Below are 12,279 nucleotides of genomic sequence, written 5' to 3'. Positions count from 1 at the left end.
ACAACAACTGAAGAGCCGACTACAACTTCGACTACCACAACAACTGAAGAGCCGACTACAACTTCAACTACCACAACAACTGAAGAGCCGACTACAACTTCGACTACCACAACAACCGAAGAGCCGACTACAACTTCAACTACCACAACAACTGAAGAGCCGACTACAACTTCAACTACCACAACAACCAAAGAAGATACAACCACTTCAACCACTACAGGCGAAACAACTACAACTACAACTACTACAAGTGAAGAACCGACTACAACTTCAACGACTACTCCAACACCAACTCCGTCATCTTCAACAACTGAAGGTACCGGCGACGGCAAAGGTCGTAAGAAAGTTCTCCCAAGTACAGGTGAAGTCGCAGCTACTGGATTCATTGTCCTAGGAGCAATTGTTCTATCAGGTGCTATCTTATTGAAACGTAAACTTTCAAATCAATAAACCTGACTAAATCGAAACCTCTAGCTAATGGCTAGAGGTTTTTTGTGTCTTCTAAAATAACATTTCTACTGGCAACAACATCTTTCTAGCAGGTCACAAGGAGATCCAATTTAGACCTATTTCGATTTTTTTCAAAATAGAGTTGACAAATCTATCTGGAAGTACTAGAATCTATTTAGAAAGAAATCTAAATAGATTGGAGAAGATAGAGAATGAATTTTGCGCAAACATTTAAAGCTTTATCGAATCCGATAAGAAGAAGTATCTTAGAGCTGCTAAAGGCAGGGAAATTATCCGCTGGCGATATCGCTGGCCACTTTGATGTAGCAGGAGCGACCATTTCCCATCATTTAAGCATACTCAAGCAGGCAGATTTAATTCGAGAGGAAAAAGAGAAGAATTTTATCTACTATGAACTCAATACTTCAGTCTTGGAGGATTTAATGGTCTGGCTCGTTGATTTGAAAGGAGACTCTACTGATGAAAACGAATAAAACCCTATTGACTGTAACCTCTACCGTAACACTCTTTCCCATACTTTGGGGGCTGATGATTTGGTCACAATTGCCTAACCAAATCCCGATTCACTTTAATGCTGCTGGTCAGGCCAATAACTTCCAATCGAAAGCACTAGCTGTGTTTGGTCTTCCTGTTTTCCTTCTCTTGGTGCATCTGTTTGTGATTTTTATAATCGGACGTGATCCTAAGAACCGTACTATGAATGAGAAAATGGTCAAAGTAATCTACTGGTTGATTCCAATAGTCTCCTTAATCGTCTCCCATCTCATCTATAGTAAGGCGCTAGGCTCTACGACCAATCCTTCTATTTTTGTTTCTGCTTTGCTAGGGCTCATCTTTGTGATCATGGGCAACTACATGCCTAAGCTAAAAGTGAACCATACGGTTGGGATCCGCCTACCCTGGACCTTACAGAGTGAAGACAACTGGAACAAAACCCATCGCTTGGCAGGGAAGTTGTGGGTCCTCGGAGGCTTGATCCTCCTACTGGAAGCTGGCCTTCAATTCGCGCTTTCTTATGTATTGGTGCTGGTCCTCCTCGCCATTGTGTTTATCCCTATGATGTACTCTTATCAATTAAGTCGGAAAAATCGTTAGTATGAAAAACAACCAGAGAAGAAGCAGTCGTGAACTGTTTCTTTTCTGGTTGTTTTTGCATATTCATCGTTTCAAATTCCAAATTTTCAGGGAAAGATTTTTTTCTGAAAGTCGAAGGTCTATCCTTTGTATGAGGAAGGTTTTATGTCTTTGGATAAGTAGAGTGGATGACTAGGGGTTCCATTTTTATTTCTCTTTAAGCAATGTAAGTTAGGTATCAATGAAATAACTTCTTTATCACGACTAAAAAGGATTTTTCCTTTGGCTTCAATTCCTAATTAATCAATGAACCTAATACTAGGTCTCGAAAAGAATTATGCTTCCTCTTTCTGTCTGAGTTCAAAGAGGTCTTCTATTTTCAGATTAAAAACTTGAGCAATTTTAAGAGCCATTTCCAGCGAAGGATTGTAACGGTTATTTTCTAAGTGCAGAATTGTCTCGCGTCGCATGCCGATGAGGTCGGCTAACTCCTGCTGGGTCATGCCTGTGGACTCACGAACAGATTTGAGATTAGTAATAATCTTGCTTTCTTTGGCCATGCTTATCCTCTCCGTTCCAAGATAAGATAGACAACCGCAAAGATGAAAATCAAGGCAGATATGCTAATAAAGATCTGGCCCATGTGAAGAGTGAGAGACCCTATATACCCAATGATAACTGCTAGAATCATCAGTGCGCCTAGTATAAAAACAAACATCAAGCTAGCTGCCTTGGCTAAATTAGCATAAAAGCGTTCGTCCGGAGTTTCCTTGACATTTTTCAAACAGAAAAAACCAAATACAATCACTTCAATAACGAGACCAATTCCCAAAATCCATTCTTTAATACCAGAACTTTCGCTTGGGGTCGCAACCCAAATCCCTACTGTATAAAAAATGCTTGCTGCAAAAAAAAGTATCGTGTAAAGCTTAGCAGACAAGTCAAAAATAGTCTTCCCCTCACCTTTCTGAATCTTATGAGGCCGTGGTTTCATATGTAGCCAGCTCCATATAGCTATAATTTGACCTGACACTGAAATACCAGTAATAACTAACTTGGATCCCCAACTAAGATTAGAACCAAATAAAACAATAAAATCAATAAAGAGAGCTACGGCAATCATTGCAATGAGGCCACGCATTTTTTGACTTTTTTTCACGATAGACTCCTTTTTTATGTTATAAATATATAACACTTAAAATTTATGTTATAAATATATCACATTTAAACTTGGAAAGCAAGAATTTATGTGTCAAGGTGGTAATTATTTTAAAAATTTTTTTAATTAAAGACCTCGCTAGTCAAACAACTAAAGAATTCTTTGAAGCAATGTATCGGATTTAGTTTGGATAGTTTTGTTAATAATATTTGATGATAAAGAATTTTTGGAAAATCTAGATACTGTATGAATCTTTACTTTTTTCTTAGACAGTTATAAAGTCGATCAGAATGAACCTTGTAAATGTATAAGTTAATTCTTACAGACCTAAACTATTCCCCTGTTTAAAAAATACTGATTCAAATTTCATGAAATTAATCAGTAGATTCCGTTCTGAAAAGCCTTGATATGACGCTATTTTTAATCCAACTGAAACCCAAACTTTCCAAACCAGGCTTGAAAAAAGCTCGTAAAGCATCACAATTTAGTAAACGTTAAAACTTATTTAAACTTATTGAAAGCATTTCGTATCAAAAATACGGGATGCTTTTTCTGTTCACCCCAAATTTTTGTAACTAGGTGATACTTGAAATTAATACAAATTTGGTTGTTTTTGATAAATCTAAGCAACACTAAATGATGAAGTGAAAGGGGATGAATCTTTGATAGTATTCATTTATTGTGAAATATGATATATTTATTAATTAGATGGATGAATACTTCTAGAGTTAAATATAGCATAATAGGGACAGACTTTTTGGTTTATTTTTGTTTGTAGTCGGATTATGAAAGAATATCCAATATTATGCGATAAGATAGAATGTTACAAAAAAGAAAGGGGATGCAATCCGATGAAGAAAGACAGATTAATTGTATTGACAGATGCTGTTCTAGCAATTATTATGACCATCTTGATTTTAGAGTTAGAAAAACCAACAACACCAAGTCTTGAAGCTTTTTGGGATTTACGGCAAAATTTCTTTGCTTGTTTTCTTTCCTTTTTCTGGTTGGGATCGTTATGGATGGCACTAAACACATTATGGGAAAAGGTTGAGAAAATTTCCTCAGAAATTATTTGGTGGAATTTGTTTCTACTCTTGGAGCGGCAGGAGTTCTCTTTGGAGAATTTCATGCCATCCAAGATACCAGTCTGAATGATGTGGTGGACCGGATCTATATAAATGTCAAGGATTTACCGTTTCAGTCCTTGGGAGCTTTAGCTAATATCCTGTCTGATGTTAAGAAGGGACTGATTCAAGACAGTCATATCTGGTCTTTCTTCCAGTCATTTTTCAAACAATATCAGTTGATAATCAGCTTAAATCAGATCTATCAGTTTGTCTATCTTTCTCTGATGGAGATCATGTCCTATCTTCACTTTGATTATTGGAAAAAACGGCTCGGTCAGGAGCTAGTATGAATAAGGAGAACAAATGAGACGTTTAAAAATGTTATGGCATATTATACAGGTTACGGGTTTTACTCGGTTTGCTCTGAGTTTTGTGACCTTTGTTTTTGGGTCAGGAGGCGTGCTTTTCCTAGTTGAACCTGCTATCACAAATTACGGAGACGGTCTTTGGTATGCTTTTGTGACTTCGACGACTGTCGGCTACGGGGATCTCCTAGCTGTGACCTTGATTGGAAGGATTACCAGTGTCTTCTTGACGATTTATGGGCTCATATTTTTTGGCTGTTTATCAGCTGTTATTATTAATTATTATACCGATTTAAATAAGGAAAGAGGAGAGAACAAATGACTGCCAATTATTCAACACGGGAATTCCGTGAGAAATTATATGATGACCTTCATGTTCGATTAAGAGATACAGTGATTTTGATGTGTGCGATTTTTATTGCCTCTATAGGTCTAAATACGAATTCAACAGCTGTCATTATTGGAGCCATGCTGATTTCCCCTCTTATGACACCGATTGTTGGACTGGGGTTTGGTTTAGCTATTTTTGATACGCGTTTAATCAAGCAATCTCTAGAGGTTTTATTTACTCAAGTATTGGTCAGTTTGCTTGTATCGACTCTATATTTCTGGATTTCTCCCTTATCTTATGCAAGTAGCGAGTTGATTGCACGAACATCTCCAACCATTTGGGATGTTCTCATTGCTATTGCTGGTGGGATTGCTGGTGTGATCGGTTCAAGGAAAAAAGAAGCAAACAATATCGTGCCAGGAGTAGCCATTGCTACAGCTTTGATGCCGCCTATCTGTACTGCTGGCTATGGTTTAGCTAATGGGAATGTACGATTTTTATTGGGGGCTCTCTATCTTTTCTTGATCAACTGTGTCTTTATCATGCTAGCCAACATTGTTGGAACAAGAATTTTGATGAGAAAATCTCCTTTAACTTCATTTAAAGAGCTGAGTATTAAAATGAGAATTGGCTTGATTTCTTTGATTGTATTGTTGATTCTTCCAGCTAGCTATTCGGCAGTTACTCTGACAATAGAACAAGCGCGCAAAGAAGGGATCAAACAGTTTGTAGGAAAAGAGTTCGCCAATTATACGGTTATTAATCAAGTCTACAAGTCAAGTAACAATGAATTGGTCTTGACGGTTGTTGGAGATCCGATTTCAGAAGAAGAATTAGAAACACTCCACCAAAAACAAGCCTCTTACGGTATTCAATCTGTTCAATTGAAAGTGAATCAAGTTCAGAACTCGCCAACATTAGATAGTGAAGCGACCAAGGAATTTTATGAAAACATTGACAAGTATATTGATCAAAAACTCTCTGAAAAAGATTCACAAAACGATCTCGTAAAAGAAAATGAAGCAGACAAGGATTGAGGACAATGAACTGAATCGGTTTTTACGCCGTGTTTTTCTTGTATCTTCCTCTTTCTTACTTATAGCAGGTTGTTTTTGCTTGAATAAGAAATAAATTAGAAGTTCTATCATCTAAGAAAAATGATGAAAAAAATCATTTAACTAATGGTGTGAACGTTTAGTGTTTATCAGCTCCATTCTCTGTAATTTTGGGGGTAAAATCCACACCATTTAGATAAAATTAGTTGAATTTGATTGGAAAAACGCTTTTATAAAAGCGGAGAAAAGTCTTGATATTACGCTGTTTTTAGTCCAACTGAAATTCATACTTTCCAAACCAGGTCATACGATCTGTGAGAAAAAGAACACATAACAAAAAGAGGAGCTTCACAATAAAGTTCCTCTTCTTTTATATATCCGAATCATTATTCTTATTTCAAAAAAGGTAGTGAAAAAGGTAGTGATTCGGTTGATTTATATTGCAATGTAGTGAAATTTAGAATTTCAAGAATCGCTTAAAATCAAGGTTTCTAACATCTATTGACGTGTAGTGAACCCCTATTTCACCTCTGTAAACACAACGTGTTTGCGAAGTTTTGGTGAGTATTTCTTCAATTGAAGACGGTCTGGAGTGTTACGTTTGTTTTTAGAAGTAAGGTACAAGCGTTCACCAGATTCTTTGTGTTCAAGTGTAATATTTACGCGCATGGTATCTCCCTTCTATTATTCAGCTGATGCAGCTTTAGCGATCTTACGTCCTTTGTAGTATCCTTTAAGTGATACACGGTGTGAACGTGAGTAATCTCCAGTTGCTTCGTCAAAGTTTACAGATGGAGCTGTTACTTTGTAGTGCGTACGACGTTTGTTTTTCTTCGCTTTTGATGTGCGACGTGCAGGTACTGCCATTTCGTTTTTCTCCTTTTAAGATATAAATTCAATTAGGTTTGATTTTCATCAACTTTAACAGTATAACAAAACTTTTTTGTAAAGTAAAGTTACTTGACAACTTTTTTCAAATAATTTCTTTCATCCTCTATTCTCCATCCTCACTCTGTTAAATTGTCTGAAAATTCAAGAATTTTCTTCTGTCGTTGGGTCGTAAATTGTGCTATAATAATAAAAAATACGATGAGAGGGAATCAGATGACAGAATTAGATACACGCCATCGCAGTAGCGTCTATGACAGCATGGTCAAGTCCCCTAACCGGGCTATGCTTCGGGCAACTGGGATGACAGATGAAAACTTTGAAAAACCAATCGTAGGGGTGATTTCTACTTGGGCTGAAAACACACCTTGTAACATGCACCTTCATGATTTTGGAAAATTGGCCAAAGAAGGTGTAAAAGATGCGGGAGCTTGGCCGGTCCAATTCGGAACTATTACGGTTGCGGATGGGATTGCTATGGGAACGCCTGGGATGCGCTTCTCCTTGACTTCTCGTGATATCATAGCAGACTCTATCGAAGCGGCTATGGGCGGTCACAACGTGGATGCCTTTGTAGCCATCGGGGGTTGTGATAAGAACATGCCTGGTTCGATGATCGCCATTGCCAATATGGATATCCCAGCGATCTTTGCCTATGGTGGGACCATTGCACCGGGTAATCTGAACGGCAAGGATATTGACTTGGTTTCTGTTTTCGAAGGGATCGGGAAATGGAACCATGGTGATATGACTGCTGAAGAAGTGAAGCAACTAGAATGTAATGCCTGCCCAGGCCCTGGTGGTTGTGGTGGTATGTATACGGCCAACACCATGGCGACAGCGATCGAGGTCCTTGGGATGAGCTTGCCAGGTTCCTCTTCTCACCCTGCTGAATCAGCTGATAAAAAAGCCGATATCGAAGAAGCAGGTCGTGCAGTTGTCAAAATGCTTGAAATGGGACTGAAGCCATCTGACATCTTGACCCGTGAAGCCTTTGAAGATGCGATTACAGTGACCATGGCGCTGGGTGGATCCACCAATGCGACTCTTCACTTGCTGGCGATCGCTCATGCGGCCAATGTGGATTTGACCCTTGAAGACTTCAATGATTTCCAAGAGCGTGTGCCTCACTTGGCAGACTTGAAACCTTCTGGTCAATACGTCTTCCAAGACCTTTACAATGTCGGTGGTGTGCCAGCCGTCATGAAATACCTTCTTAAGAATGGTTTCCTTCACGGGGATCGCATCACATGTACTGGTAAAACGGTGGCTGAAAACTTAGAAGCCTTTGCTGATTTGACACCAGGTCAAAAAGTCATCATGCCACTTGAAAATCCAAAACGTGCGGATGGTCCATTGATCATCTTGAAAGGGAACTTGGCTCCAGAAGGGGCGGTTGCCAAAGTATCAGGTGTGAAAGTTCGTAACATCACTGGTCCTGCTAAGGTCTTTGACTCGGAAGAAGCGGCCATTGAAGCGGTTCTTTCGGATGAAATCGTGGATGGAGACGTTGTTGTTGTACGTTTCGTAGGACCTAAGGGTGGTCCTGGTATGCCGGAAATGCTGTCCTTGTCATCCATGATCGTTGGGAAAGGCCAAGGAGATAAGGTGGCCCTCTTGACAGACGGACGCTTCTCTGGTGGTACTTACGGTCTCGTTGTTGGACACATCGCGCCTGAAGCTCAGGTCGGCGGTCCAATCGCCTATCTCCACACAGGGGATCTGGTAACAGTTGACCAAGATACCAAAGAAATCACCATGCACGTCTCAGACGAAGAGTTGGCCAAACGGAAAGCTGAAACAACCTTGCCACCACTGTATAGCCGTGGGGTTCTCGGTAAGTATGCCCACACGGTATCCTCTGCTTCACGCGGTGCCGTAACCGACTTCTGGAATATGGAACAGTCTGGTAAACAATAAGATAAGAAAAAACTCACTTTACTGATTTGTAAAGTGAGTTTTATTGATTTATCGTGGTGGCAAGCCAAGGGCAATACGCCCATAACGGCTGATCCGGGTAATTTTCCAAGCTGGCGACCAGGTTACTTCTACTTTGACGTCTTCAATACCGTCAATTTCTTTTAGGCGGGCGACGATTTCGATAGGAAGACTCTCAGCGCAGCTACAAGCGGTATCTGTAAAGGTCATGACTACCTTGCAAGTCCCTTCCTCATCCAGATCCAACTCATAAATCAAACCGAGGTTGTAGACGTCCAATTCAACATCGGTATCAAACACAAGCTCTAACTTTTCAATCAATTGTTTCTCCAGTGCCAGGGCACGGTCGTTAATCTTGATATCCTCTCTCATCTCGCTATCCTTTCCCTCCTTTGATGAAGACTATTTTCTCACAATTCTGACAATAATGCAAGTTCACCTAGAATGAGATCGAATGACAGCTACAAATCAAACCATCCGTCTTAAGACTGATTTAAAATTACAGGAACTTATCTTAAGTTTTCTTTAAGTTTTCCGATTTATACTAATACCATCAAATGAAGACCTCCTAACTTTGTTTGATAGAAAATCCTAAACTTTTTCATAATAATCTCCCATAAAGGCCACCAAATCAGGTGGCTTTTTTTATGGGAGTGAGACAGAACAATTTTTTAAAATTGTTCGTTGTTTCACCCCCGCACAGTTGATTAGGTAATCTTTGGAGCTATAAGAGCGAACAAAGATACCAATCAACCACTGCGTTATGTAATTATTACTAAACCTATTTCATCTAACCAAGCCTGATAGGGACGTGGACGAGCTTAGGTACATTGATGCAGTTCGAACGCTAGTGAGAACTACGTTCCTTATTTTTTTACGAGCATCAGCGAGTTTAGGTACGTTGACGCAGTTTGAGCGGAGATAACTAGACTCCTATAAAAAGGATGTGTGAAGAAAGTTTTAAAACCTTCAAAAATTTTTTTCAGCTCTATCTTTCTATTGTTTCCTATATTTGTAGGCGAAACAGCTATTTTACGGGCTTTATTCCCCGATAATTCCTTTTGCCTCCTCCAAGTTCTTGTGCTATAATGATACGGATGCTGTTCATTTTCGAGCAAGGAGGTACATTATGAAACAAAACCATTCACGTTTTCTCATTCCAGGGATCCTTTTACTAGGAGTGGTCTTGCGGGCCCCATTTACGACCCTCTCCACTGTCTTATCAGATATTGCTGCTAGCTTTGGTGTCGAGGTGAGTTCTCTCGGCCTTTTGACGAGTCTCCCCCTCCTAACCTTCGCTATTTTCTCTCCTTTTGCTACTAGCTGGGCGAGACGCTTTGGGATTGAGCGACTCTTTCTTGGTGTTTTGATCCTAATGACGATTGGATCTGCTCTGCGTACCATCAATCTGCCTCTCCTCTATGTGGGGACACTTTTGATTGGTGCTGCGATTGCCTTTATCAATGTCCTTCTACCAAGCTTGATCCAAGCCAATGAGCCAAAACGTCTTGGCTTCTTAACAACCCTCTATATCACTGCAATGGGCTTGTCTACTGCGGTAGCTTCTTCTGTCGCTGTTCCTATCACCCAAGCCACCTCTTGGCAAGGTCTGGTTTGGGTGCTGACAGTTGTCTGTGCGCTTGCACTTGTGATTTGGCTCCCCAATGCTCGTCATAATCATTATTTGAAAAAAAACTCCTCTTCTAATGAAAATAAGACTAGCTGGTATAAGAATGGTAAGGTCTGGGCTATTATGCTCTTCTGTGGTCTTCAGTCTCTCTTGTACTATACCACGATGACCTGGCTTCCTACCATGGCGACCCAAGCCGGCATCAGTCAAGCCAATGCAGGAATTTTAGCATCTGTATTCACCCTGATGAGTCTTCCCTTCTCTATGACCATTCCAAGTCTCACCACCAGCCTTTCTGAACGAAACCGTCGCATCATGCTGATAACGACTGTTTTAGCTGGTTTTACTGGAATTGCCATGCTGTTACTAAAGACAGACAACTTCATTTACTGGTTGATCCTGAATATCTTGATCGGAAGTTTTACGAGTATCTTATTCCCTTACCTCATGGTTACCTTCTCCATGAAGTCTAGCTCTCCTGAGAAAACTGCTCAGCTCTCTGGACTAGCTCAAACGGGAGGATACGTCTTTGCTGCACTTGGACCTATCTTATTTGGTTCAAGCCAACAAATCTTCCACTCTTGGACACCCGGGATTCTACTTCTTCTTGTTGTTGCTTTGTTTATGAGTATGGCTCTCTATCAAGTAGAAAAATCTGATATCATCCTTTAATCCACTAGATCCTATTGAGCAATGGGATCTATTTTTTATACAAAAAAAGAATCAGGATATTCCTGATTCTTTGCTATACTTAATTATTCGTAAAATGATACGTGTACGTGGTCGTAGTGATTTTCTGTTACGCTACCACGGTCTGGCATTTCATTCCAAGTGTTTGCTGGTCCATAAATGTTATTTACTGGAGCATAGAAACGTTGTTTCCAGATGATGTAAGAAATGCCATTTTCTTGCATGTGATCGATTGCATATTGAGCTACTTGATCACCAATCGCTGAACTTTCTGGAACCATAACGTCGATCGCAAGACCTTTACCGTGATCTTCTGGGTCACCAGGACGGTAACCACCGATATCAGTCAAGCCAAGTTCATTAATCACTTGTTCTTTGAATTTAATTGTTTGAGGTCGAAGACCTTCATTTGAAGTTGGAGTTGCTGTTGAAGGAGTTGAAGCTGTCGTATCAACAACTGGTGCTGGTGCACCATATTGTGGTGTTGAAGCAACCGCAGTAACTTCTGGTTCTGCTGGAACTTCTACGACTGGAGCTGGTTCAGCTACTGGAGCCGCTGGGGCTTCCTCAACAACTGGTGCTTCTACAGGAGCCGCTACTTCAGCTGGCGCTGCAGCAGGTTGTGCAGGTGCTTCTTCAACAACTGGTGCTGGTGCTTCCTCTGCTACTGGAGCTGCTGGTGCAGGTGTTTCAGCTGGTGCTTCTGGAGTTGACAAGCTTTCTGATACTTGCTCTGCCACTGCTGCTACAACTGCAGGTGCTTGAGGGAGTTCTACAGCTTGGTTGCTTTCATCTGCTACTGGTTTTGTCAAATCACCCACTGCAACAGTTTGATTGTCTACTTTGATTTGGTTGTTTGTCAAATCAGCAGAAGTTGTCACAGTTGCATCAGCATTACCTGCTGTAGGAGTTTGGATTTCTACACCCGTCACTTGGTTCTGATCATTGACAGTTGTTGTCAAGACAGTTCCTGGGAAAATCAAATCAATGTTGCTGATTTGGTTCAAGTTTGCCAAAACAGTTACGTCAACATTCAAAGCTTCCGCAATCGTGCTTAGGGTATCCCCATATTTGATGGTGTAGGTTTGTTTGTTTTCTGAAGTTGAAATATCTGCACGAATTTCATCTACAGAACGGGCAACCCAATCTCCATTTGATTCTGCTTTACCAGTTGTAAATGGCAATACCGCCATAGCAACAGTCGAAGCAATTAGAGCCTTTTTATTTACTTTCTTCATACGTTCTTTCCTCGTTTTCTTATTATCGGAGATTTATCTCCAGACAGATACATTTAATATTCTACCACATTTTTTGTCTTTAGAATGGCTCTTCTTTTCTTTTAATCTAACTGACCCTAATTTGTAACATTAGCCCTTTCTTGTTACATTTTCTTAACAATTAATGACAGTTAGTACTATTTGGATAATCAAACAAATTCATTGTATCAGAAGCCTTTGAAAGCCATGAACGAGGGAATTTTGAAAGATTTTTCAGTTGAATAAAAGCTAAAAAACACCCCAAGTTCGTGTCTTGTAGACATCACTTGGGGTGCTGTTTTTAACGGCTTGTATCTTATTAATTGAACACACCCTAAATACTGTGTGAAAA

General features: G+C 40.0%; 15 protein-coding genes and 1 pseudogene. 10 read left to right on the top strand and 6 right to left on the bottom strand.

All coding sequences use genetic code 11. The features are described 5' to 3' along the window. From AC3E6G_RS09155 to AC3E6G_RS09145, 3 genes are all read left to right on the top strand, one after another. On the top strand, window positions 1-450 hold a 450-nt coding region (locus AC3E6G_RS09155), incomplete at its 5' end, for an LPXTG cell wall anchor domain-containing protein (RefSeq protein WP_490700850.1). Window positions 451-662: 212 nt separating this feature from the next. Further along, window positions 663-944, top strand: a complete 282-nt coding sequence (locus AC3E6G_RS09150; protein ID WP_061564603.1) for an autorepressor SdpR family transcription factor — start codon at window positions 663-665, stop codon at window positions 942-944. Beyond that, window positions 931-1,566: an SdpI family protein gene (locus tag AC3E6G_RS09145; protein WP_195550481.1), complete on the top strand. Its 636-nt coding sequence runs from the start codon at window positions 931-933 to the stop codon at window positions 1,564-1,566. The genes AC3E6G_RS09150 and AC3E6G_RS09145 overlap by 14 nt, the downstream gene beginning before the upstream one ends. Before the next feature lie 314 nt (window positions 1,567-1,880). Here AC3E6G_RS09145 and AC3E6G_RS09140 read toward each other — a convergent pair whose 3' ends face one another. Beyond that, window positions 1,881-2,105: a helix-turn-helix transcriptional regulator gene (locus AC3E6G_RS09140; protein ID WP_009732004.1), complete on the bottom strand. Its 225-nt coding sequence runs from the start codon at window positions 2,103-2,105 to the stop codon at window positions 1,881-1,883. Window positions 2,106-2,107: 2 nt separating this feature from the next. After that, window positions 2,108-2,704 (bottom strand): hypothetical protein, encoded by a 597-nt coding sequence (locus tag AC3E6G_RS09135; protein WP_009732005.1) that lies wholly within the window; start codon window positions 2,702-2,704, stop codon window positions 2,108-2,110. A gap of 390 nt (window positions 2,705-3,094) precedes the next feature. Between AC3E6G_RS09135 and AC3E6G_RS09130 the strand changes: the two are divergent. From AC3E6G_RS09130 to AC3E6G_RS09110, 5 genes and pseudogenes are all read left to right on the top strand, one after another. Beyond that, window positions 3,095-3,202 (top strand): annotated as a pseudogene (locus AC3E6G_RS09130) (30S ribosomal protein S9); the annotation flags it as partial. Window positions 3,203-3,555: 353 nt separating this feature from the next. Continuing rightward, entirely contained in the window at window positions 3,556-3,858 is a 303-nt protein-coding gene (locus AC3E6G_RS09125; RefSeq protein ID WP_004240734.1) for a TMEM175 family protein, read from the top strand. Continuing rightward, window positions 3,783-4,124, top strand: coding sequence for a hypothetical protein (locus AC3E6G_RS09120; protein ID WP_000397556.1), 342 nt, complete (start codon window positions 3,783-3,785; stop codon window positions 4,122-4,124). The genes AC3E6G_RS09125 and AC3E6G_RS09120 overlap by 76 nt, the downstream gene beginning before the upstream one ends. A 13-nt stretch (window positions 4,125-4,137) precedes the next feature. Then, window positions 4,138-4,461 (top strand): potassium channel family protein, encoded by a 324-nt coding sequence (locus AC3E6G_RS09115; protein WP_490700849.1) that lies wholly within the window; start codon window positions 4,138-4,140, stop codon window positions 4,459-4,461. Next, complete coding sequence (locus tag AC3E6G_RS09110; protein WP_070590489.1) at window positions 4,458-5,507, top strand: DUF389 domain-containing protein; 1,050 nt, start codon at window positions 4,458-4,460, stop codon at window positions 5,505-5,507. The genes AC3E6G_RS09115 and AC3E6G_RS09110 overlap by 4 nt, the downstream gene beginning before the upstream one ends. Before the next feature lie 537 nt (window positions 5,508-6,044). Here the strand turns inward: AC3E6G_RS09110 and rpmG are convergent. Both rpmG and rpmF read right to left on the bottom strand, forming a co-directional pair. Beyond that, window positions 6,045-6,194 (bottom strand): 50S ribosomal protein L33, encoded by a 150-nt coding sequence (gene rpmG / locus AC3E6G_RS09105; RefSeq protein WP_001265622.1) that lies wholly within the window; start codon window positions 6,192-6,194, stop codon window positions 6,045-6,047. A 15-nt stretch (window positions 6,195-6,209) separates the two neighbouring features. Further along, entirely contained in the window at window positions 6,210-6,392 is a 183-nt protein-coding gene (rpmF, locus tag AC3E6G_RS09100) for a 50S ribosomal protein L32 (protein WP_003009516.1), read from the bottom strand. Between the two features lie 237 nt (window positions 6,393-6,629). On the opposite strand from rpmF, the gene ilvD reads away from it, so the two are divergent. Beyond that, complete coding sequence (gene ilvD, locus AC3E6G_RS09095; protein WP_006597056.1) at window positions 6,630-8,333, top strand: dihydroxy-acid dehydratase; 1,704 nt, start codon at window positions 6,630-6,632, stop codon at window positions 8,331-8,333. 48 nt (window positions 8,334-8,381) lie between these two features. On the opposite strand, the gene AC3E6G_RS09090 is transcribed toward ilvD, so the two are convergent. After that, window positions 8,382-8,723 carry a metal-sulfur cluster assembly factor gene (locus tag AC3E6G_RS09090; protein ID WP_009732009.1) on the bottom strand — a complete coding sequence of 114 codons (342 nt, stop codon included), beginning with the start codon at window positions 8,721-8,723 and terminating at the stop codon, window positions 8,382-8,384. A 757-nt stretch (window positions 8,724-9,480) separates the two neighbouring features. On the opposite strand from AC3E6G_RS09090, the gene AC3E6G_RS09085 reads away from it, so the two are divergent. Beyond that, entirely contained in the window at window positions 9,481-10,653 is a 1,173-nt protein-coding gene (locus AC3E6G_RS09085) for a CynX/NimT family MFS transporter (protein WP_343094270.1), read from the top strand. 83 nt (window positions 10,654-10,736) lie between these two features. Here AC3E6G_RS09085 and AC3E6G_RS09080 read toward each other — a convergent pair whose 3' ends face one another. Further along, entirely contained in the window at window positions 10,737-11,909 is a 1,173-nt protein-coding gene (locus AC3E6G_RS09080; protein WP_195214387.1) for a LysM peptidoglycan-binding domain-containing protein, read from the bottom strand. Window positions 11,910-12,279: the final 370 nt, after the last annotated feature.

This window comes from Streptococcus sp. SCPM-O-B-23252 (M501) (genome assembly GCF_058200355.1).
Note: the sequence above shows the minus strand (reverse complement) of the source record. Positions and strands in the feature narration are given on the sequence as shown.